Consider the following 21,041-nt stretch of genomic DNA (forward strand, 5'->3'; position numbering starts at 1 on the left):
TCTGGGTTCCTTTAGTAGAGCACCAAAGTACGGCTCTCGATGCTTTTGCGCGTTGCATGGGAGTCATCCGTCCGACCAGTGTGATCAAAAACTACAACCTCGCGCACGCCCAACCTGTCCGACAACGTCGCTGTCAGCTCAGCATCGTATACCGGTTTCCAAGCCTCTCCGGCAAAATCCCGAGCCTGCGTTTCCAGCGATATGAATTCAACGGCATCAGAGGCAAATGCAACTGTGTTGGTAGTCACGCGGGTATCTTCCAGTGCAACAACCGCGGAAGTCAGTTCGGGGGACACCAGATTACCAGCAGTCCCGCCTGCATCTAGCTCAAAAGCTTGCCGATAGAGTTTGTGAACGTGGTAGTTGACTGTGGCTGTCCACGCCATTTGCGCCTCCTTCCCATGCTTCATTGCATCGATGAGAGGGATTTAACGTCAATCCAATTGCATATAAACTACCTATTCACGGATTGATAATTCGGGTTTACCACATAATGGGACTTGATACAGACGCGCTGCGATTATTTGTAAGAGCGGCAGAAATGTTGAACATCAGCGCGGCGGGGCGCGCATTTGGAATGGCCCCGGCCGTCTCAAGCGCAAAGCTCGCCAAGTTAGAGCAGAGCTTGGGTTCCGAACTGCTGCATCGCACTACACGCAAAGTGTCGCTGTCAGTTGAAGGTGCCGATTTCCTGCCTTTCGCCCGAGAAATCATCGCGCAGGAAGAGGCCGCACTTGCGGCTCTGGGCAAGCAGAAAACAACCATCAAGGGCACGTTGCGTTTCGCTGCGCCAAGCAGTTTTGCACAGCTCTACATTGCGCCAATCCTGCCTAAGTTCCTTGAACAGCACCCCGACCTCACAATAGATCTGCGTCTGTCGGATGTGCAGTTCGACCTGATCGAAGGAAGCTATGATCTGGCACTCAGGAACGCGCCACTTGTCGACAGCAGCCTTAAGGGTCGCAAACTGGCTGATGACCAGCGTATTCTTTGTGCCGCGCCGCACTACCTCGACACGCACGGCGTTCTCGATACACCAGCCGATTTGACAAACCACCATCTGATCGCTTTCCAAAACCGACAACCGCGACCACTGACAGGACCGGCAGGCGAGAACGCCATTTTCGATCCCGCATCAGCCAAAGGTCAATTGATTATCGATGACGGTCAATGCCAGGTTCACGCCACATTAGCCGGAGCCGGTATTTCCTTGAACGCTCTATGGAGCGTGCACGATCAACTAAAATCAGGCCGATTGATACGGGTTCTCCCAAGCTTTGAGGCCAGCGAAGACAATGTCTTGTGGTTGATCTATCCCAAGTCCAACGTGCTGTCCCCCAAAGTGCGGGTGTTCATGGATTTTCTGGTCGCTGAGATTGGCACAAAGCCTCCTTGGGAAACATGAGTGCAAAGTAGGTCAAGTGCGCTTTCAGACATCCTGACGCCAAGGTCGGAGACTGGCGCTAAGCGGACATGCTTTGTCCAATCGCGAAAGCCTGGTTTGTCCACACAGCAGCCGTACGCTGCAACTTGTTCGAATGTCCACGTTGCGGACAAAGCTGACGTCCACAGGGCTCATCGATGATTGCCGCAACAACTGTGGTCAACGTGTATGATGTCAAAAAAGAAACAACTGTGTCACGAAATCAGAATCGAACACTAAGATTTGCCCCCAAACCATGTTCTTGACCATTTGAACGTACCGAATAGCCGTATCCTGCTGTTAGTCTGGCTTGCTCGGATATTTGATATCCCAGCCCCAACCCGAGGACGAAGCCGTTGGTTCCTCGGTTTTGCCCGACCTGCGTAAATGTCCCAAATATCGGGCTTGTAACCGTGACTTCATGCTCACTATCCTTGTTGGCAAAAAAGTCGTACTCGTAGCGAGCAAAGGCAATTGGGGTTAGCACACCATTGTCACTCAAAAAGTCCCGTTGATAGTCGACGCCAATCGAGGCGACCAAAGACTCTGCATCCGCTTTTTCAATTGAATAGTTGAAATCGCCGCCTCCGGTTTCTGTTCCAGAGCCTTGTTGGATGCGCCCGTAGTTTAGTCCGAAAACCGTGGAAACTCTTGCGCCACTCTCCAGATTAAACAGCTTCCGTGCCTGGATACCGGCGTGAATGCCTTCTTGGTCCAAATCCGACTTTGCCTCGCCTCCCGTAAATCCGTCTACAGAAGGGTTATTCCGCTTGGCGTCAGTTTCACCGAACATGTAACCGATCAGCCCAGAGAACTCCCACGTTCCAGTCGTTGTACGCCCGTAGACGCCCGCGTGATAGCTGTCGGTGGAAAAGTCCTGATCAACTTGATCGTGCTCATCCATTGAGGACGTCCCGAATCCTGCGTACACGCCAACGACCCCTCTTTCCGAACTGAAGACATCCGCACCGACCAAAATGGTGCCGAGCGAATAGTCGAATGTCCCGAGGCCGTTAGTTCCATCAACGTCCCCGCTCACATACGCTGTGTCGATCCACCAGCGCCGATCAGAGCAGTCGACTGCACCACTAGGGCTGTGGACCGTGTCGATGCCACCTGATGCAACGGGTCGGTTTTGATTGTTGAGACCAACTGCTTGAAATTTGCGGCAGTCAGCATGGCTCAGAACCGTGTTGGTTATCAGGTCTAGTTGCTCAAGCCCAATGGTCAGGTTGGAGGAATAGGGTTCCGCATGCACACGATTAAACCCAGCCAGACCTGAATTGGTGAGCGTGTTGACTGCGGCACCAATTGTTGAGCCACTACTGAGCCCCGTCCCCGGTGACGTGTTTGTGGTATTAGCAACCGCTCCAGCGAGGTTGCTGGCATTTGGCGAACTGGTAACTGCCGGGTTCTGCGGTAAGCTTGAGACCGGTTGTGCAGTGAATGCAATGTCGACCTGACCATCTGCCGTGGGCGTATTGGCTATCGTAAGGTTAGACAAAGCTGGCAGAGATCCACCTGCAACGAGCGTCGGTGAGTCTCCATCAAAACTTGAAGCTCGAAAAACAGTATAATTGTTGCCGGCAGCGTAGTCTTGCGCAGTCAGGCCGGGCCGAGCAGCTTCGACTTGTATGGTAGCTTTGTTGATACCAGTGACTGCGTCTGTTGACGAAACCAGATCCGCATTTTGTGCCGCTGTGGGGTCGACTTCCGACAAAATCGTCGACCCTGCATCGAAGGAAATTGCACTATTAATATTCAACGTCCCAATCGAGGAGCCCGGTGAAAGAACAGCGCCATTTCTCACGTTGAAATTGAATGCGTTCACGGTGCCGTTGCCGGCCAGAGTACCAAAGTTATCAAAATCGACCGTGGTCAGACTGCTGGATGCATCGAGTCGTAGCGTTGTGCCGCCACCTATCACCATATCGCTAGTGGCCGACATCGAACTGTTGGTCAGAGTAAAATCAGACGCTTCAGCAACTCTTGTCTGAATATTGAGCACACCAAAAGCGATTTCTGTCGCGTTAGTGACTGTCAAATCATCGTAGGTCAATGGAGTATCTGACTGGAAGTAAACCTCTGTAGGATCAACATCGCCACCGTTTGCAGGTGCAAATGTCATGGATCGTCCTGATCCAATCGAAGTCCCTACAATATTGACTCGTAGTGTGCCGTTGATTTGCGTCGTCAAGGCCTCCCGTGAAACAAAGTCGCCGCTCCCAGCCGCTACATCGACGTTCAGCAAAGTCAGTACCGATGCTCTGTCTGGATTTTGACTCTGCCCCGGGACATAAAGCTCAATTTCCCCAGAAGGCGTTATGGAAGAATTACCAATCAGAAGCGCCGTGATGGGTCCGTTTGGAATTGGCAGGCAGGTTTTCACAGTAGAAGATATCGTCTGCCCGCTAAGAATAGTCTCTGTTCCAGCAGTGTATTCGTCACGGGGAGCACCAACTTCGACGCAAGATTGCGAACTTTGGGCCCAGGCATCGCCCGGCAATAGCAAATAAGCCAAGGCACCCAACGTGGAACTAGAGACAATTAAGCGCTGAGCGTACCTTGCTGAATTTGCCGGGTCCTTTGTTTGCATTAGCGTTCTCCCCTAACTACACAAGTGAGGCTACACCCGTTTTTGATATGCAGTGCACTTTTTTTAAATATTTTGGAAAAGTCGAACGATTGACTGCTTTGGGCTCAAAGCAGACGTTTGCTGCAGGCGACATGAACGACTGCCGGGCGGGACAATGCTGCCGATAAGTCAGTTTGTTGGAACGCGTGGTAACAGCCCTTAGCCGACATCCATCGGCTTGTCTCGATGCTGCAGTCGCAACCCGCATAGCTGCCGTTCGTCGCGCGTGCGAAATCCTGTAGAACGGTAACTCACAGTCTGCGGACGCAGCGGACAATTGGCGCCTCAATTTTTACGAAGCGCTTTGATAATTGCTGCTGTTTCCTGTTTTCCAAAGCCAGCGTCCTGCGCACGTTTGACCCAATTGCGCATTACAGTCGGTAGTTCAGTGTTGATACCCATGGAAACAGCGTGATCGTACAAACCGGTGACCGCCTCTGCTGCCACATCAACTGATGCGCCGCCGCCAGAAATCTCGTCGAAAGAGCCTGCATGGATTGCTTCGGTTAGAGGAATAGCCCTGTCACCAGGCGGAAGGATGGACGTGAACTCAGACACAGGTAACCCCTCGGCTTCGCAGACAAGCGATCCGTGTATACTTCCAAAAATTATGCCAAGGAGTCGCGAAAGAAACGCAAGCTCCAATGTCGCTGCCGAGCGGACGTTGGAACCCAAGTAGCGTAAATCGCCGGCGAGTACGTCAAGGTCTGCTTTGCTATCAGAAAATGCGATTTCGTCTCCTGCGACCGCTATCCGGCCGGTTGACGTTCCGATGTCGCCTGGCCAACACATGATCGTGCCGTCAAGGTAACCTGCGCCCCAATTGTTAAATTGCTTTTTACTGTCCTCAGATTCTTGCGGCGACGAAGTGCCAAGCTGAATAATGTCGCTACCGACGGCAGCTTTTGAGACTGGAGGAGTATCAAAAAGAGCGTTTGTGGTTGAGTAGTTGAGAAGGCAGATCAATGTCCTAGGGCTTGCCGAAATGGCCTCATCCAATTCATCGGCACCCCGCGCACCCCGCTCCACCAAGGGCTCTATTTTGTCTTGCGTGCGGTTCCAGACGGTAACATTACGCCCGGAGTCCAAGAGCGCGGTTGCCAGAGCAGTTCCCATTGCGCCCAGTCCAACAACTGTAATGTCGCTTGTCATTCCCCATTCCCCCATTGTGCCCCGCTTACCAACCGCAAGCCTGAAAACGATATCACGGATGACTGAGAAGAGCCGGGGAATCTAATTTTCCGTTTTGAGCTCGCTGCTGACCTCGGTGCCCTTGCAGCAAAGCCCCCTGCCCCGCCAATAGCTGATCACGAGGGCGGCCCACAGCAGACATTCAGCAGCCAGCCGAGAAGCTGCGGTCGCAGCCCTCTTTACTTTCGAGATCTAATGCCTTTTTCGCTTCCGGTTAATTGGGTGGGTATTGGCGTCGCTAGTTTGCCGTCCGATCAAGGTCTGTTTTGGATCATCGCCACCCACTGCGCACCCGCCAGTGGCTACAATCGGTGCTGTGGAACGTGTCTTGTTCTCTTCTGTCAGCCCTTCGGATTGTGGGCCCCGGAATTTAAAGGGATACGCCACCGCCGAAATTCTCAAACCCGTTTGTTGTTTCGGTTACATCCGCCTCGAAGTGGGCGATTAAGGGCATTACCAAGGGCTCGATGTGCTTGTTCCATACGGGTCCCTTGTAGAAACTATCTTTGATCCTGTCTCGTTCCTCGAGCGACGAGAATGCCCGCATCCAGTGGACTTTGTCCGGATTGTCCAGATCTCGTAGGGGGCCAAAGACCAGCATCCCGGCGTCTCGCAATGCAACACGGTTCTCTTGTTCAAAGAACTCTATAAACTCCTCGCGACGTCCGGGTTTTAGTGTGTAGCGGCGAACTTCGATAATCATGTGTGTAACCTGATTGTTTAGAATATTCTCTTGGGTGAAGCCTGTTGAGGCTGATCCTCGCCGTGCCACCCATCGTACCCTTGAATGATGCAAGAAGCTCAGAACATTCCGATTGATGGAAGTGTGGTGCCATAGCTCAACTTCCAACTGTCAGATCATCTAGAGTTCCACCGTCGCGCACGAAGTCGCTCCAAACCCAGGCCATGCGGTCCACAAACCACATCTTGCCACCTGAGATCACAACTATGCCGAGGCAAGTGAACCCCAGATCGAACGCCCAAAGGCCGTATGCAAAAGGCACCAGACCCATACTACTGGCGAAGGCAACTGCATTTGCGGCGCGTTTATGATGAGCCGCAACCTTATCGCGGTGCCGCAGCCAGACACGCTCGCCAAGAACACCCTGCGCGGACCAACTGTCGAAAGTCTCCGGCCGCGAAAAAACGCGTGGGTTGGTCCATATCCAGACAAGAACGACGCCGACCGCAAGCCATGCCCAAAAATCAATCCATGCTCTGCTCCAGATTGCCAAGCCCATAAGCGGCAGGGGTGTCAACACACGGGTCCAGACGGACCAAGGGTTCGCATGCCGCAGCCAAACCTCGTCCTTCATGCCCATCAGGCGTTCGGAAAATCGAGCTATGTCCATCTTTGCAACTCCTTGATCCACCTCTCCGAAAATGGGAGGGGTAGGATTGATTGAACTGTATGACGACGCGCCGTACCGCTCGTCAGTTGGTAGGCGTCTGGTTTCTTATTTGAACCAGGGCTTCAGCCCAGGCAATGGGTTGGTCGTACATCACCATATGGGCGGCGCCATCGATACGGGTAAAACTCTTCGCTGGAGCCTTGAGGTGTTTGTAATACTCATGTGCCAGATCTGCCGGGGTGTTCTGGTCTTCTGCTCCAGTTATGAAGTGGACCGGTAGATCTAGGACCGGGTGCGAGGTGACGAGGTCGTATGCACCAACGATCTCGGGCTGTTCAATTGCTGTGCTCGATAGCTCAAGACCGCGGAGATAGTTCTTAACCTGTGCGTCCGTGTAGTAGGGGCTCCGCCCTTCTAGCACATAGGAGAGATAGCGATCCCATAGCCCTTCGGTATGAAAGTCTCCGGCTCCGTAGTCTGCTAAAACTTCACGCTGAACGGTGAGATCTGCCTCATCAAGTGCATCGAACGGCTCAATCGCCTTGAGTTTCCGCTGAGTTTCAGCATCGCCGCGAACTTCTGCCTGATCCAATGCCCACTCAAAGCCCATGTTCATACTGCTTACCCACGCGACACGCTCTGACGTTGGGATGAATGCGTGATAGGGTGAACTATTTTCTGCGATAGTCATGAAACCTAGCGCGCTGCCCCAGGAATGACCGGTCAGGAATATTTTTTTTTTGCCCAAAGCGGTCGCTTAAGAGGTTGGTAAGTTGAAGTGTATCCGCCACTAACTTGGATGGCGCGATGTCTTCTATCGTGAGATCTTCGTTGAATGAACTTCCGGCTCCGCGTTGATCCCAATGGACAACGACAAAGCTCTCTTCCAGCAAGGGCGTGTGAAACAATTCGACCCAGGGCATCACGGCACCACCCGGACCCCCGTGCAAAAAAAGCAGCACCGGTTGGGACAAATCACAAGTGCGAATAAGTATCGTTTGCTCAATTCCGCCAAGAACAACTACTTCCTGTGAAACGAAACTTCCGAAACACTTTTTGGCTGCAACATCTTCACCGCTGCGCGTCACGGTAACTTCTTGACGATCCTGGGCAAAAGACCATCCAGCAACGATGGCAACACAAAATGTCAGTAGTAAGAGAAGGCGTCGAAGTTTGAATGAGTACATTGCTCGCTGTCCATTGGATTATTGCATTGCGGTGGCGTCTCGAATTCCGTTGCGACCTGATCTCAATACCTCAGGTAGAGATTGGGCTCGCGCTCGTGATATTCTGGGAGGCCAACATCGCGACGCATGTGATTAGATAGGAATGCCAGCTCCCCATGTTTGGGCAAACGCGGGGAAACAGGACCGCCCATAAACGCTGGGCGTTTTGAGACCATAAAAGAAAGATAGCCGAGCCAAGCTTTCACTTTAAGCGGTCCTAGGTGTAGCCGTTCATTCTTTAGAGTCGATACTTTAGTCACCTGGCGCCTCGTCGAAATTTGAAGGTGGTAAAATAGTGGGGAACCGTTTGAAGTCCCCGCCATTTTCGAAATCTCGAATGGCTACAGCTAGAACTTGTAGGACACCCGAAGCGCGACAGATTCAGCCGTGATATCATCACCCGGCGTGTCATATGTGTCTCGTAGGTATTCAAGACCAACCAGAACCCTGTCCGTCGCACGATAGGCCACGCCAAAGCCAGCAGAATAGCCGTCTTCGCTCGTGGATCCGCCATCGATGTTCGCGTAACCAATCACGCCATAAAGGTATGTCCGGCCAATTACATGCCCGCCTTTGAACTTCAGGCGTACAGTATCGACTTTTTCGGCTTTCCCTCCGGACTCAACCTCAGCACCTGCGTCATAAGTAAGTTCACCACCAATTATGTAACCGTCAAAATCGTGAAGATAACCAGCATGGAGACCCAGGGCCGCATTTCCGTTGTCGTTGTTGCCCTCGGAGACATCGATTGTGGATAGCTGCAAACCGGCGTTGAAGCCGGTCCAGCTTTCATTTGCCAAGGACAAAGTCGGCATCATGGCAGCAAGCGCAATCATCGTGATAGTCTTCATTATAAAGGTCCGTTCTTTTGGTTGTGTGGAAAGGCCATCTGAACGCTGGCCATACGTGATGCGCCAGCGGGAGTGATTTTCCGTTAGTGGGGGTATTGGAATTACCGCTTTCCGGTTTCCGTCCAGCCGTGATCCAAAACTTTGATTAGAAGATGGGTTTGGGTTTACTGGTCATTTGAAGCAGTTTCCCTGATTGGTCATATCGGGCAGTGACCAGTACCCGACGCGCGTGTGCCACCTCTAGCGGGCCACCCACAACTTCCCAAAGCCCGAAGGTAAAAAGATCCAATGTTCCATGACCTGCTGCTCGCGCAAGGTTCGGTTTTGTCCTGGGCTCAACATCATAGACGGCCACCCAGTCTCCATTGGCTTGTTGCTGCAATTCATCGGGTGAGCCCAACTGGCGTTCAACTTTGAACCGGGTGGCCTCCTGGCTAACGACGCTCAGATCAGGGCCATCTCTGCCTGTCGCCGCCATGTTGGCGGCACATCCACTCAGAGCGGCACCACAGATGAGCGCGACGAACGCTGAACGTACAAACTGAACTGAGTTGGCAATGCGTCGTATAGAAAACCTTCGACTTCGACTTACTTCAAAAGATGCCGGGTTCTCCGGACCCCGTGGTTTGTGGCGTTTTTTCATAGCCTTTCCATATCCTGATTGAATTGTGCGTTGCTTTGGGGGCTTCTGCTTCGAGCTTGTCGGGGTTATCACTCGTAGTGCCACACACTGCTTCAGGCAATTTGTGATCAGAAACCCGAGCAATTCGCGAGTACCCGTCAGGCGAGACATTCGACGCAACTCGGGTGGTGAAACATTCCCGCAGACAAGAACAATCATGGCATTCAATCCTGCATAGTGAGCGCAACTCAACCGGGTCCACAAAGCACTATCGCTTGCGGAATTAGGCTGCGTAAACGCATCGTTAAACTAGGGTTGGCAGGCGAATTGCATTGCTCTGCCAGGCGAGTTGAGGTACAAACCGACCACGGGTCTGTATTTACAGACCGTCGGTCGGTTTTCAAGGGGAAAGTGTATGAAATCTACGACGCGAAAGAACATGCCGCCCGAAGAACGGCGTGCTCAGCTGCTGGGATGCGCGCAGATGTTGTTCTTTTCCAAAGGCTTCGAGGATACCACCATACAAGATGTGCTGGATATGGCGAGCGTCTCGAAGGGCGGATTTTATCATCACTTCAAATCTAAAGACGAGTTGTTGTTCGGTGTATTGGACGGAATGGCAGAGGGTGTAACTTCGCAAATGGCTGTTGTTGCCTCTGATGAGATGTCCTCTGCGCTTGACCTGTTGCACAGCTTTACCCACCTGCGGGCTAACTACTTACGCGAACATGACTACCCAGGTCAGGTCGAATTTTTCCGGGTCATGAATCAGGACAAAAACATAGTTCTGCTTGAACACTTCAAGCGCAGGGTCAGAACTGGCGCCATGCCCGTCCTGATCAGGATTATTCAGAAAGGCTGTGATGAGGGCACGTTTACCGTTGCGGATGTCGATACCGCCGCAGAACTCATTTTGTTCCTAAGCAACTTCATTGATCTCGCCCTGTTGCGCGCGATTGAAGTACGGGGATCTGACACAGCCGATCACGCCGCAGAGAAATTGCAGGCGGCAATCGACATGCAGTTTCTCACGCTCGACCGCATTTTGGGATTGCCGGATGGGACAACGGATTTCGGCTGGCCAGAAGCGGTGGAAGCTACCATGGAAACTGTGCCTGCAACTCCTCCGTCGGCAAACTAATCTGGTCTAGTCAGCGATTACCTCATGCAGCATTCAGTAAAAAGGGCTCGATGCTGACTTCGGTGCCGTTGCGGCAAAGCCCCCTGCCCCACAAAAACTGACGTGGGGACAGCCAATTGTTGCCTTTCAACTGATCACATCGTCGCTGCGCTGCGCCCCGTCGAACCTGCCGTTCGCTGCGGGAGCAAAACTTGAGGCTGGCCAAACTTACTCAATGTACAACAAGTCGAAACCTCGCTGCGCGTTAGCCCAATATCTGCATTTTCAAATTCGCAGACAATTCATGCTTCGTCGGATCAAAACTCCGAAAGCCAAAGGGCAACTCAAATTGACTGTCCGCATGCGACTCAGTCGCCGTATTTGAAAAGTCTCGCGAGATTTTTATCTTATGTCATGATGTTCGAACGTTCATTAGATTTCAAAAACAAGCGTGTTTCGACCTGTAGCAATTCCCATAACGTTCAAACCTGTCCAGGCAACCAAAGAACGATCGCCGGGAAGGCAACGAGCATTGCGATCGTCGCTGCATCCGCCAGAAAGAAGGGTGTTACCCCTTTGAAAACATCTTGGACGCTTAGGTCATCGCGCACGCCGGCGACGACAAAGCAGTTCAATCCGATCGGTGGCGTAATTAGACAGAACTCCGCCATTTTTACGACCAGAATACCGAACCAGATTGCACACATCGGGCCGGACATCCCGAAGGTACTGTCGGCCGCACTTACGGCCTCGCCACCGTTCAGAGCCATGACCGCGGGATAAACAACCGGCAACGTCAGCAACAACATTCCGATCGCATCCATGAACATGCCCAGAACGGCATAAGCCAGAAGGATGCAGATCAGGATCAGCATTGGCGACATCTCGAGCGAGACGATCCAGTCGGAGAACGCGATGGGCAGCTCAGCAAAACCCAAGAACCGGACGTAAACTAACACGCCCCAGATGATGGTAAAGATCATGACGCTAAGCTTGGCCGTCTCCAGCAAGGCGTCTTTAAGTTCGGACCAGCGCATGCCCTGATATAGCGCCATCAGAAAGACAACGAAGGCACCGATTGCGCCACCCTCGGTTGGCGTGCCCCAAGCATCGCCTCCGAATGGGTTGTAGACAAAGAAGATGATGGTAACGACGACAAACAAGATCGGCAGTGCGGGCGGAAGAGACATGAAACGCTCTTTCCATGTAAAGCCTGAGACTGCGGGACCAAAGTCTTTGATCACAACAGCCATGCCAATGATCAGCAAGCCATAGATCACAGCCGAGAACATGCCCGGGATGAATCCCGCCAACAGCAGTTTGCCCACGTCCTGCTCGACGATAATCGCGTAGATGACCAGAATGGCCGAAGGCGGAATGAGCGAGGCAAGCGTACCGCCTGCAGCGACGACACCTGCAGCAAAACGCTTGTCGTAGCCGATCCTCAGCATCTCGGGGATGGCGATACGGGCGAACACAGCGGATGTGGCGACCGAGGCCCCGGATACCGCCGCAAACCCAGCGGTTGCGAAAACGGTCGAAACCGCCAGCCCACCGGGGACCCATGCCAGCCAACGCTTTGCGGCTTCGAACAGTGCTTTGGTCAGGCCCGCGTAATAGGCGAGGTAGCCAATCAGGATGAAAGTCGGGATAAGGCTCAACGCTTGGCTTGAAATCTTGGAGTGCGGCACCTGCCCCGCTGTTTTGACAGCCACAGTCACTGCCTTGCCGAACCGCGCCGGATCATACCCAAACTTGGCCCAGAAGATCCAGATCAGACCAACCATGCCTGCTGTCGCGGCGGCAAAGGCCACGCGCATCCCCAGCACCACAAGAACAAGCATACCGCCCGACACGATCAGGCCAATATCAATGGGTTCCATCAGATTTAACCTCAGTTGTCGTGGCCCGAGACGTGCTCGGCTTCCATTGCAGCTTGAGTGGCTGCATCGGCTATTAGTGGGACGGCAATAGGTGCTTGATCGGGATGCCGGATCGCGCGCCCATAGGCCCAGAGCTGTAGGGCAAGCCTTAGGCAAAGCACGCTAAAGGCGACGGGGGCCAACAGCTTTGCGGGCCACAACGGGATACCTATGTCGATAGAGCTGTCGCGGCTCCAGAGTGGCGCACCAAAGTCAAAGCTACGTGCGAAATGCGCCCAGCTCCCCCAGATCAGCAAGACGATCAGCGCCAGAATGACAGCTGTCGTGATGAACTCAACGATATAGAGCGTCCGGCCCCTAAGCGCTCCAACAACCATGTCCATTCGGATATGACCGCCATCACGCTGCGCATAGGAAATTCCCATGAAAGCGATTAACGGCATGGCCTGCTCGATCCAGTCCACGTAACCAGGAAGTGGCGCATTGGCGAAATTCCGACCACCAACGGAGACTACGGCCATGACCATCAGCGAGAAAACTGCAAGACCGCTGATCAAGGCCAGAAAGCTCTCCAGTTTGTAGAGATGTTGATCGAGAATGCTGAGACGGCTGTCGTCAGACAGCACCTGGGATGACCCGGCCATCGTTGTACTCCGCTGTCAGGGGAAAGGGCACCCGACGCCAGCTTGGCCGACGCCGGGTTGTGAGTGGATTAGCTGCCGTTTGCGATCTTCCCAGTCACAAGGTCATAAAGCTCTTGTGCTGGCAGGCCACGCTCGGTGTTTTCTGCAATCCAGGCCTCGGCCGCGGGGGCGGCAGCGGCTTCTTTAAACGCCGCGACTTCTTCATCGCTGAAAGTGACCCGTTCGATGCCGCGTTGATCCAGCTCAGGACCCCACGCTTCCATCGTTTTGGTCTGGTAGTGGCTCACATAGTGATCCAATGCCTCCTCCACCGATCCCAGCAGAGCTTCGCGGTGTTCGTCAGATAAGTCTTCCAGCGCCAGCGTGTTCACCACGACTGGGCAGTTGACGGTGCCGGGGTTGAGGTTCGTCGTCCACCACGTGCCATTTTCAATGGTGCCGAAGGACATATGTGCGTGTGGTGCAAAGCTGACAGCTTTGACGATGCCGCTATCCATGGCCTGACGCACTTCGGACGCAGACATCGAGGTCGGAACTGCTCCAACCGTCTCCATCGCTTTACCGATGCCGCCGGTGGCGCGCACACTCAGACCTTCGAAATCGGTTAAGGATTTCGGCGCGTCACCGACGCCAACAAGGTTGTACTGCGGTAGCGGCGACGGCATCAGCAGAGTCGCGTCCCAGCGCGCCAGATCCTCGACAACGGCCGGATGTTGATAAACGGCCATTGACAAGTCGACTTCCTGTTCGAGGGATGTCACGCCCAGAAACGGCAGTTCCAGAACCGTGATCGAGGGGTTCTTGTCGCGATGATAGCCAGCGCAGAACTGGGCCATTTCAAACGCACCAATCGAAATCCCATCGAGGTTTTCTTTGTTCTTCGACAAGCCGCCATAGCTGATGTTCAGAGTGAACTCACCGCCCGTCTTTTCGTTTACCAGTTCGGCCAGTTTCTCGACGTGTTCGGTAAAGGCACGACGCTTGCCCCACAGGGAAACGTTCCATTCGACAGCCAGTGCTTCGGATGCAACGGTCAGCGACAGGGCGGCAATGGCCGCCCGGTTAAGATGTTTGCGCATAATGGCTCCTCCCAGATCACGCAATGTGTTTGGGCAGAGTATTCAGGATGCGCAGCAGCCTGCCTATGAAGGAAAATGCGCGCGAAGTTTCGGAGGCCCTGCGGATATCCGCAGAGTGATTTCTCCTACAACAGCGCCTCTTTATCGAGACCGAGTTTTACGATCTTTTCGTTGAGCGTCCGGCGGCCAATCCCAAGCGCTTCGGCGGCGGCATCCATGCGGCCTTTATGCGCCTTGATGGCTTTGCCGACGAGTTCACGTTCAAAAGCAGCAACCGCTTCGCGCAGCGTATCCGGCACTTCGTCGAGGTGCTGATCGCTGTGTATAGCCTGTGCCACTGACCCCCCTCCCCTTCGGGCCGCCAAAATGCGCCGTTCGCAGACATGGCGCAATTCACGCACATTGCCAGGCCAATCATGTGCAAGCAGAGCGGCCAAATCGTCCTGATCGAGTTCTGGCGCGTCTATCTCATAAACCTGCGCAAATTCGTTCAAGAAATGTGTCGCCAACAGAACCAGATCATCCCGTCTTTGACGTAGTGGAGGTAAAGACAGGACAACAGTATTCAATCGAAACAAAAGGTCCTGACGCAGGCGGCCTTCCTCGGCTGCCAGTACAACGTCTTCGTTGGTTGCTGACACGACCCTGAAACTTACTGGCACCGGCGACACAGCCCCCACCGGCAGCACCTGCTGATCTTCGATGACCCTTAGTAGCTTGGCCTGCGCCGCTGGTGGGCACGAGCAGATTTCATCCAGAAACAAGGTACCACCCGATGCTGCCACAAGCCTTCCGTCAGATTCACCTGCGACGCCGAACATTTCCGCTTCAAACGTATCGGCCGATAACGCGGCGCAGTTCAGCGCAAGAAACGGTGCTTCCGGCGAGCGGCCCAAATCATGTAAAGCGTGGGCAACCAGCTCTTTCCCGGTGCCGGTATCCCCCTGCAACAAAACCGCAACCGAAGTATCAGCAAGATCAAGTACATCTTGTCGCAAGTCTGTAATGGCGTCTGTTTGTCCCAGCAGGATGCGGTCAAGGCCTGACAGTTTGAACAGCCGGTCTTTGAGGCGGGCATTGCTTTTTCGCATTCGGTTTTGTTCAGCCGCGTGTCTCAGCACCGTAAGCAATCGCCTTGGTTCATATGGCTTTTCGATAAACCCATACGCCCCGTCCTGTATGGCCTGAACCGCCATCGGGATGTCACCATGTGCCGAAATTAAAACTACTGGAGGCGCCACATGCCTATCCAGGCTGGCCAGCAATTCAAGGCCCGACATGCCGGGCATACGCACATCAGACAAAATGACATCGGGCGAGGCGTTGGCCAGATGTTCCGTCACGTGGGTCGCGCGCGACAGGGCGCTAACAGTCCAGCCGGCGGCTTCGAGCAACTCGACAAGCGATTGTCGCATCGATTTGTCATCATCAACGACCAGAACTTTGAAAGGTTGCTGCTGGGTCATTCGTTCATTTCTTCAGTCATCGAGGCCATCGGGAAGGTGACACGAAAAACTGTTCCACCGCCATCACGATTTCGGGCCGTCATCTTGCCATCGTGATCTTTGACAATGCTGGTGGAAATGGCCAGTCCCAAACCCATGCCTTTCCCGCTCTCTCTTGTGGTTACAAATGGCTCTTGCAACTCAGCCAGCGTTGCCTCGCCCAACCCGTGACCGTTGTCCTGAATTTCCAACACGACCTCATCATCAGAAGCCGTGACAGCGATATGGATTTCAGGCGCATCCGCTTCATCCGTAGCATCTATGGCATTGCGCAAAAGATTAGTGATGACTTGTTCGATCCGCAGTGCACTGCCCCGGATAAAAACCGGACCGGTCGGCGCATCAACTGAGATTTTTGCCTTACACTGCTCGATGTTTGGCGCAACCAGAGCCAACGCGGCATTAACTGAAGCGCACAGGTTTACGTCGGCGAAAGCCTCGCTCTCTGAGCGCGCGAAGAACCGCAATTGGCGTGTAATCCCTTCCATCCTGTCAACCAAGCTTCCGATTTTTCGCGATAGTTTGGTTTCAACCGGAGATCCGATCTCTGCCGCAACCAAATGATTGCGCATGGCGGCGATTGGTTGGCCCAGTTCATGTGTTACTGACGCCGAGAGTTGTCCAAGGGCCGCCAGTCTACTTGCACGCTCCAATTCGCCTTGGGTGCGTTTGAGGCGCCGTTCGGCTGACTTGCGGTCTTCGACTTCGATCGCGAGCCGTTCATTCGCTTCGCGCAACATCGATTCCTCTTGTTCAGACCGCGCCAAGGCCGCGCTTACACGTCGTGCACGTTGTACCTGAAAAAAAGTGAATGCGAGCCCTGCCAAAAGGACAAAAAGCGCGGTCACAAGCCAGCTTCGCGCGACGGCCCGATCATCGCTTGCGAAATAGTGAAGCGACCACCCATGCGGTAAGTTTGCTGCTGCAAGATGCAACCGCTTCGTCCCCGCAATTCTGGCCCGATCCCCCGGCAACTCAGCCCAATCCAATGGATCTAAGTCTTGCCCCGGAAATTGTCTTGCGTTTTGAATCCGTTCTTGTTGCTGTTCCGACAATGGCGTCAGCACGCGGTATTGCCAATCAGAGTTAGAGGACAGAAGAACAACACCGTCCTCATTGGCCAACAAAACCTGTTCGCCCGAATTTTTCCAACTGTCCTGAAGGTCCGAGAAGTCGATCTTGATAGCTATGACTCCAGTTGAAGCTCCGTGATCGTCAAGCACCGCGTTGGAAATGAAGTAGCCCGGCAAGCCAGTCGTTGCCCCAATGGCATAGAAGCGGCCTTGTTCACCGGAAATGGCAGTTTGGAAATACGGGCGGAATGCGTAGTTCTGGCCAACAAAGCTCTCAGTGTCGCGGTAGTTCGATGCGGAAATCGTGATCCCGTCCTCGTCCATCAGGTAGATCGCATCCAGTCCCGCCCGCGCCGCAAAATCTTCGAGCCGTCGGTTTAATATTCCCGTGCCGTCACCTTCGGCCGTTCCAATGACATAGGAGTCTTGTGAAAGCACATATGTGAAGTGGGAAAACCGTTCGAGTTCGCTGTTAACCGAACTTTGATAGAGAGAAAGTCGGCCCTGCGCTTTCGAAAGCTCCTCCGAAAGGAAGTATTGGTATGACACCAGATTAAGGCCAATGCTCGCTGCAATGGCCGCTAAAAAGATGACAATAAGCGAAGTTGACCGCATTAATTGCTCATAAACTGCGTCAGCATAGGATCACAACATTTTTTGGCCGTCCATCCCGGGACTTCTAATCCTAAGTGTGAGTTTTCAGGCCCAATAAGGCTGTCAGGGTCTTTATGGCAAGTTAAGTTAACGTTCCGGGCCACAGCCAACATCCAGTAGCCAACCGAATTGCTGCGGTCGCAGCCCTCTTTGCCGCCATTCGTTGCAGCGGCGAGTTAGGAAGCCTGTCAAACTCACAGATCGCAGACAATGCAGCCGTTTGATCTCTCTCTATTGGGCGGCTCGAAACATCGGAAACAGGGGTGGGGCTTGGTCGGCTTTTATTAGACCCATCTCTTGGAAACCATAGCGCTTATACAGCGATAGATTTGTAGGGTTTGTCGACTCTAAGTAAGCAGGTCTTCCATCTTCATCACAACGTTTGAGGCAGCATTCAAGCAACGCGGACCCCAACCCTTTTCCTTGGCGAATTGGATCGACCGCAATAAAAGCTAAATGCCAGCAGTCCTCATCGGGATGATAATTGTCCATCTGCCCGAAGGTTTCGAACAACGCATCATGCTTTTCTGATGAGACCGTCTGCTCAAAACAGGCGACAAGCCGTTCTTCGTCAGGGTGAATGCTTGGCGGAAGCCAAAGTGCGCCGGCAGTAAAATCATCGTTTCGAAACGCGCTACCCTGTTCAAATGCACGCCCTCCAAAGAAGTCCATTACGCGCGGGAAGTGGGTAAGGAAATCGGCAGGTTCAGGATACAGCCAACGCATGAATGGGTCGGCAGAAAATCCAAGAGCAAGTCCGCTTAACAAACTTTCTGCTTCACTTCGGGTTGATGATCTAAACATGAAATTACCTTTGGTCGTTACACCTCGATTTTCACGTTTCAGCATGTGGGCCGCAAATACTTGTTGTCAAATGCGCAATTTATTGTCCTGCTCAAGCAACGATGGATGGCTACGTCGACCTCCCAGCAGACCTCTGAGGCGACGCAGCATCCTGTAATGTTGTCTCTCGTCAATGTCGGGTTGTCGTTGTGGGAGGGCATGGCGGATCGGAGGATCAGTCATGGAAACCCAAACTTACCTGCCGTTCGCGCGCTTCGCCCAACCTGGAACAAAGGACGTATCGTCGGTCAGAAGCGGCCGCCAAAACCCAAGCATGTCTGGGCGACCCGAGTTCGACTTGAACTGGCCGAAAACCACCGCGATTTCGCGTTGTTCAACATGGCATGTCTTACGGGCGAGGGCATCGATGACGATTGACGGCCTGCACATCATCGAAAGCTTTTTCAGTTACTTTTGGGTTGTCTCTCCCATAAAGTGCGTTGAAATCAGAGTTGGCGGTGATCGAATGAACGGCGCAGAATCGTTAGTCAAAACCTTTCTTCACGACGGTGTGGATACGGTTTTCGCCAATCCAGGCACGTCTGAAATGCACTTTGTTGCGGCTCTTGATAGACATCCCGAGATGAACTGTGTTCTGTGCCTTTTCGAAGGTGGAACGACGGGCGCTGCTGATGGCTTCTACCGCATGAAACGGGACGTCGCCGGCACTCTGCTGCATCTTGCACCGGGGCTAGGCAACGCATTTGCCAATCTACACAACGCCCGGAAATCAGGGTCCGGGATCGTGAACGTGGTGGGAGATCACGCAACACATCACCTACGCTATGAAAGCCCACTCAGGGGCGATGTTATTGGCGTAAGTCAGGCCATAAGCCATTGGACACGAGTTTCTGATCAGGCCACAAGCGTTGCATCGGACGGGACCGCAGCCATCCAGGCCGCCCGATCTCAAAACGGCCAGATCGCCACCCTTATTCTTCCCGCCGATACTGCTTGGGATGCAGCGACTGGCGCTGCGCCGAATAGCATTCTGCCCCAACTACTTCATCGTCCTTCCTTGGAAGACATCGAGGCCGCAGCCATGCATCTAAAAACTGCAAACGCGGCTTTGATGATAGGTGGGTCCGCGCTTTTTGGTCCACTTCGTGTACTGGCTGGAAAAATTTCCGTCAAAACCGGATGCCGCCTGTTGGCGGATACTCTAATCCCTCGAATTTCGAAGGGGGCCGGGGCTGCCAAATTGGATCAACTTGTTTACCCAATTGCACCCAAGATCGCTCAGCTTGAACAGACCTCGTCAATCACTTTGATCGGCGCCGACCAACCCGTTGCCTTCTTTGCATACCCGGGCAAACCGAGCACACCCGAGCCCGCCGGTTGCGCGGTTTCAAGCCTGTGTGCTCCAACGGATGATATTGCCTGGACTCTTCAAACACTGGCAGACGCGGTTGGTGTTTCGAGTAAGACACAGCTGAACACATACGCTCTCGACCTGCCTCCAATCCCAACCGGAGATCTCACCCTAGCGAAAGTCGGCCAGGCGTTAGCGGCCCTCATTCCCGAGAATGCTATCGTTTGCAATGAATCCGTGACGTCTGGGTTTCACGTCATTCCTCCGACTGCAACCGCGCGACCACATGACTTGCTTGGGGGAACTGGTGGTGCGATAGGGCTTTGCCTACCGTGCGCAACCGGCGCAGCAATTGCATGTCCAGACAGAAAAGTAATTGCTCTAACAGGCGATGGATCAGCCATGTACACGTTGCAGTCTTTGTGGACCATGGCGCGCGAATGCCTGGACGTTACGGTGATTGTATTTGCCAACCGCGGCTATCAAATCCTTCGGGATGAGCTGGCAAATGTCGGTGTTGAGAGTTTTGGCAAGAATGCGGAGGCAATGTTTGATGTGGAAAACCCAACGCTTGATTGGGTTGCGCTCGCTAAAGGGCATGGTGTTCCCGGAATACGAATTGAAGACACCGATAGCTTTGTGAAAGCCCTTTCTGCGGGGCTATCACGTGACGGCCCTTTCTTGATCGAAGTTATCTGCCCGCCAGCATCTTGAGCACAAATTCCTTATGAAACGGCCGGCCCAGACCTGCCGTTCACTCACCGCGCTGGCGTCGCACTGCGGCCCGTCATTCCTGACATTCGCTGCAACTGCACAGTCTGGACGAGTGTAAGTACACACATTGATTCCACTTGGTCGATCCGGCTTGAAGGGTAGATTCCATTAATTCGAGTTCTCAGGTAACAAGTAATGATGGATATCGTCGTCATTACGACCATCATCACTTCGCTTTTTGTTGTAATTGGCTTGGCGGAACCACTGGCCGCGCGAATGCGCCTGCCCTACAGCGTTATCCTCGCCGTCCTGGGGATAGTGATCGGGCTTGGCGCGACGTTCTTTCTCGACACTGACCTGACGGATGCACTGAACCCGGGGGCGCAGGCAATTATCGATCTACCGATCCGGTCAGACGTCTTCCTCTACGTTTTCCTGCCAACGCTGCTCTTTCAGGCGACACTCGGCATGAACCTGCGCAGGATGCTGGATGACTGGGTGCCCATCCTGATGATGGCAGTTGTGGCAGTAATTGTTGCGACACTTTCCATTGGCTATGCGCTCAGTTGGGCAAGTACGCTGCCGCTGGCCGCCTGCCTGTTGATCGGCGCTATTGTGTCAACAACTGATCCTTCGGCGGTTGTCAGCATTTTCCGGTCGATTTCGGCACCGCGCAGGTTGTCGCGAATAATTGAGGGTGAAAGCCTTCTTAACGATGCTGCTGCGGTCGCTCTTTTCGGACTATTCATGAGCTTCGTAATGCTCGGGCGACCCGATCCATTGCTAAGTGAAGCCGTGGGGCAATTTCCGCTGTTGATCGCAGGTGGAGTTCTCACTGGTTGGCTCATGGCGCGCATGGCGGTTTGGCTGATGGCTTTCGTAGGCCGCTGGGAAATGGCGCAGATTTCAATATC

General features: G+C 53.5%; 19 protein-coding genes and 1 pseudogene. 5 read left to right on the forward strand and 15 right to left on the reverse strand.

What is annotated here, in order from left to right; all coding sequences use genetic code 11:
• Window positions 1-11: 11 nt before the first annotated feature.
• Window positions 12-386 carry a hypothetical protein gene (locus AC2FJE_RS03965; protein ID WP_496758091.1) on the reverse strand — a complete coding sequence of 125 codons (375 nt, stop codon included), beginning with the start codon at window positions 384-386 and terminating at the stop codon, window positions 12-14.
• Window positions 387-493: 107 nt separating this feature from the next.
• Between AC2FJE_RS03965 and AC2FJE_RS03970 the strand changes: the two genes are divergently transcribed.
• Window positions 494-1,405, forward strand: a complete 912-nt coding sequence (locus tag AC2FJE_RS03970) for a LysR family transcriptional regulator (protein ID WP_496758088.1) — start codon at window positions 494-496, stop codon at window positions 1,403-1,405.
• Window positions 1,406-1,646: 241 nt separating this feature from the next.
• Here the strand turns inward: AC2FJE_RS03970 and AC2FJE_RS03975 are convergent, their stop codons facing one another.
• From AC2FJE_RS03975 to AC2FJE_RS04010, 8 genes are all read right to left on the reverse strand, one after another.
• Complete coding sequence (locus tag AC2FJE_RS03975) at window positions 1,647-4,019, reverse strand: autotransporter family protein (RefSeq protein ID WP_496699838.1); 2,373 nt, start codon at window positions 4,017-4,019, stop codon at window positions 1,647-1,649.
• Between the two features lie 324 nt (window positions 4,020-4,343).
• Window positions 4,344-5,210: an NAD(P)-dependent oxidoreductase gene (locus tag AC2FJE_RS03980; protein ID WP_496758085.1), complete on the reverse strand. Its 867-nt coding sequence runs from the start codon at window positions 5,208-5,210 to the stop codon at window positions 4,344-4,346.
• A 409-nt stretch (window positions 5,211-5,619) separates the two neighbouring features.
• Entirely contained in the window at window positions 5,620-5,952 is a 333-nt protein-coding gene (locus tag AC2FJE_RS03985) for an NIPSNAP family protein (RefSeq protein ID WP_282168681.1), read from the reverse strand.
• A gap of 136 nt (window positions 5,953-6,088) precedes the next feature.
• A complete protein-coding gene (locus AC2FJE_RS03990; protein WP_496699836.1) occupies window positions 6,089-6,601 on the reverse strand; it encodes a DUF6653 family protein in 513 nt (170 codons plus the stop codon).
• Window positions 6,602-6,683: 82 nt separating this feature from the next.
• Window positions 6,684-7,292, reverse strand: a complete 609-nt coding sequence (locus AC2FJE_RS03995) for an alpha/beta fold hydrolase (RefSeq protein WP_496758083.1) — start codon at window positions 7,290-7,292, stop codon at window positions 6,684-6,686.
• Complete coding sequence (locus AC2FJE_RS04000; RefSeq protein ID WP_496758081.1) at window positions 7,273-7,788, reverse strand: alpha/beta fold hydrolase; 516 nt, start codon at window positions 7,786-7,788, stop codon at window positions 7,273-7,275. Before AC2FJE_RS04000 ends, AC2FJE_RS03995 begins: the two co-directional genes overlap by 20 nt.
• 386 nt (window positions 7,789-8,174) lie before the next feature.
• Window positions 8,175-8,678: an outer membrane protein gene (locus AC2FJE_RS04005; protein WP_282168684.1), complete on the reverse strand. Its 504-nt coding sequence runs from the start codon at window positions 8,676-8,678 to the stop codon at window positions 8,175-8,177.
• 145 nt (window positions 8,679-8,823) lie between these two features.
• Complete coding sequence (locus AC2FJE_RS04010; protein WP_496760653.1) at window positions 8,824-9,156, reverse strand: hypothetical protein; 333 nt, start codon at window positions 9,154-9,156, stop codon at window positions 8,824-8,826.
• A gap of 559 nt (window positions 9,157-9,715) precedes the next feature.
• Here AC2FJE_RS04010 and AC2FJE_RS04015 point away from each other — a divergent pair.
• The gene (locus AC2FJE_RS04015; RefSeq protein WP_496699833.1) at window positions 9,716-10,441 is read left to right on the forward strand and encodes a TetR/AcrR family transcriptional regulator; all 726 of its coding nucleotides are present in this window, start codon (window positions 9,716-9,718) and stop codon (window positions 10,439-10,441) included.
• Window positions 10,442-10,902: 461 nt separating this feature from the next.
• Here the strand turns inward: AC2FJE_RS04015 and AC2FJE_RS04020 are convergent, their stop codons facing one another.
• From AC2FJE_RS04020 to AC2FJE_RS04045, 6 genes are all read right to left on the reverse strand, one after another.
• Window positions 10,903-12,303, reverse strand: coding sequence for a TRAP transporter large permease (locus tag AC2FJE_RS04020; protein ID WP_282168687.1), 1,401 nt, complete (start codon window positions 12,301-12,303; stop codon window positions 10,903-10,905).
• An 11-nt stretch (window positions 12,304-12,314) separates the two neighbouring features.
• Complete coding sequence (locus AC2FJE_RS04025) at window positions 12,315-12,947, reverse strand: TRAP transporter small permease (RefSeq protein ID WP_170716593.1); 633 nt, start codon at window positions 12,945-12,947, stop codon at window positions 12,315-12,317.
• A 68-nt stretch (window positions 12,948-13,015) separates the two neighbouring features.
• On the reverse strand, window positions 13,016-14,026 hold the full coding sequence (gene dctP / locus AC2FJE_RS04030) for a TRAP transporter substrate-binding protein DctP (protein WP_496758071.1): 1,011 nt from the start codon (window positions 14,024-14,026) through the stop codon (window positions 13,016-13,018).
• Between the two features lie 125 nt (window positions 14,027-14,151).
• Window positions 14,152-15,492, reverse strand: coding sequence for a sigma-54-dependent transcriptional regulator (locus tag AC2FJE_RS04035; protein WP_496760654.1), 1,341 nt, complete (start codon window positions 15,490-15,492; stop codon window positions 14,152-14,154).
• Entirely contained in the window at window positions 15,489-17,219 is a 1,731-nt protein-coding gene (locus tag AC2FJE_RS04040; protein WP_496758064.1) for a sensor histidine kinase, read from the reverse strand. The genes AC2FJE_RS04035 and AC2FJE_RS04040 overlap by 4 nt, the downstream gene beginning before the upstream one ends.
• A gap of 270 nt (window positions 17,220-17,489) precedes the next feature.
• Window positions 17,490-18,107: a GNAT family N-acetyltransferase gene (locus AC2FJE_RS04045; protein ID WP_299952068.1), complete on the reverse strand. Its 618-nt coding sequence runs from the start codon at window positions 18,105-18,107 to the stop codon at window positions 17,490-17,492.
• A 153-nt stretch (window positions 18,108-18,260) separates the two neighbouring features.
• Here AC2FJE_RS04045 and AC2FJE_RS04050 point away from each other — a divergent pair.
• The 3 genes and pseudogenes from AC2FJE_RS04050 to AC2FJE_RS04060 all read left to right on the forward strand — a co-directional run.
• A pseudogene (locus AC2FJE_RS04050) lies at window positions 18,261-18,446 on the forward strand (hypothetical protein); the annotation flags it as partial.
• Window positions 18,447-18,567: 121 nt separating this feature from the next.
• Window positions 18,568-20,127 carry an acetolactate synthase large subunit gene (locus tag AC2FJE_RS04055; protein ID WP_496758735.1) on the forward strand — a complete coding sequence of 520 codons (1,560 nt, stop codon included), beginning with the start codon at window positions 18,568-18,570 and terminating at the stop codon, window positions 20,125-20,127.
• Between the two features lie 198 nt (window positions 20,128-20,325).
• Window positions 20,326-21,041 (forward strand): cation:proton antiporter domain-containing protein (locus AC2FJE_RS04060; RefSeq protein ID WP_496760655.1); only part of this gene is annotated, 716 nt, incomplete at its 3' end.

This window comes from Ruegeria sp. CDSC002 (assembly GCF_059610905.1).

Coding starts and splice junctions, on each gene's coding strand:
- AC2FJE_RS03965 (WP_496758091.1), bottom strand. CDS start 386: ATGGCGTGGACAGCCACAGTCAACTACCACGTTCACAAACTCTATCGG.
- AC2FJE_RS03970 (WP_496758088.1), top strand. CDS start 494: ATGGGACTTGATACAGACGCGCTGCGATTATTTGTAAGAGCGGCAGAA.
- AC2FJE_RS03975 (WP_496699838.1), bottom strand. CDS start 4,019: ATGCAAACAAAGGACCCGGCAAATTCAGCAAGGTACGCTCAGCGCTTA.
- AC2FJE_RS03980 (WP_496758085.1), bottom strand. CDS start 5,210: ATGACAAGCGACATTACAGTTGTTGGACTGGGCGCAATGGGAACTGCT.
- AC2FJE_RS03985 (WP_282168681.1), bottom strand. CDS start 5,952: ATGATTATCGAAGTTCGCCGCTACACACTAAAACCCGGACGTCGCGAG.
- AC2FJE_RS03990 (WP_496699836.1), bottom strand. CDS start 6,601: ATGGACATAGCTCGATTTTCCGAACGCCTGATGGGCATGAAGGACGAG.
- AC2FJE_RS03995 (WP_496758083.1), bottom strand. CDS start 7,292: ATGACTATCGCAGAAAATAGTTCACCCTATCACGCATTCATCCCAACG.
- AC2FJE_RS04000 (WP_496758081.1), bottom strand. CDS start 7,788: ATGTACTCATTCAAACTTCGACGCCTTCTCTTACTACTGACATTTTGT.
- AC2FJE_RS04005 (WP_282168684.1), bottom strand. CDS start 8,678: ATGAAGACTATCACGATGATTGCGCTTGCTGCCATGATGCCGACTTTG.
- AC2FJE_RS04010 (WP_496760653.1), bottom strand. CDS start 9,156: ATGGCGGCGACAGGCAGAGATGGCCCTGATCTGAGCGTCGTTAGCCAG.
- AC2FJE_RS04015 (WP_496699833.1), top strand. CDS start 9,716: ATGAAATCTACGACGCGAAAGAACATGCCGCCCGAAGAACGGCGTGCT.
- AC2FJE_RS04020 (WP_282168687.1), bottom strand. CDS start 12,303: ATGGAACCCATTGATATTGGCCTGATCGTGTCGGGCGGTATGCTTGTT.
- AC2FJE_RS04025 (WP_170716593.1), bottom strand. CDS start 12,947: ATGGCCGGGTCATCCCAGGTGCTGTCTGACGACAGCCGTCTCAGCATT.
- dctP (WP_496758071.1), bottom strand. CDS start 14,026: ATGCGCAAACATCTTAACCGGGCGGCCATTGCCGCCCTGTCGCTGACC.
- AC2FJE_RS04035 (WP_496760654.1), bottom strand. CDS start 15,492: ATGACCCAGCAGCAACCTTTCAAAGTTCTGGTCGTTGATGATGACAAA.
- AC2FJE_RS04040 (WP_496758064.1), bottom strand. CDS start 17,219: ATGCGGTCAACTTCGCTTATTGTCATCTTTTTAGCGGCCATTGCAGCG.
- AC2FJE_RS04045 (WP_299952068.1), bottom strand. CDS start 18,107: ATGCTGAAACGTGAAAATCGAGGTGTAACGACCAAAGGTAATTTCATG.
- AC2FJE_RS04055 (WP_496758735.1), top strand. CDS start 18,568: ATGAACGGCGCAGAATCGTTAGTCAAAACCTTTCTTCACGACGGTGTG.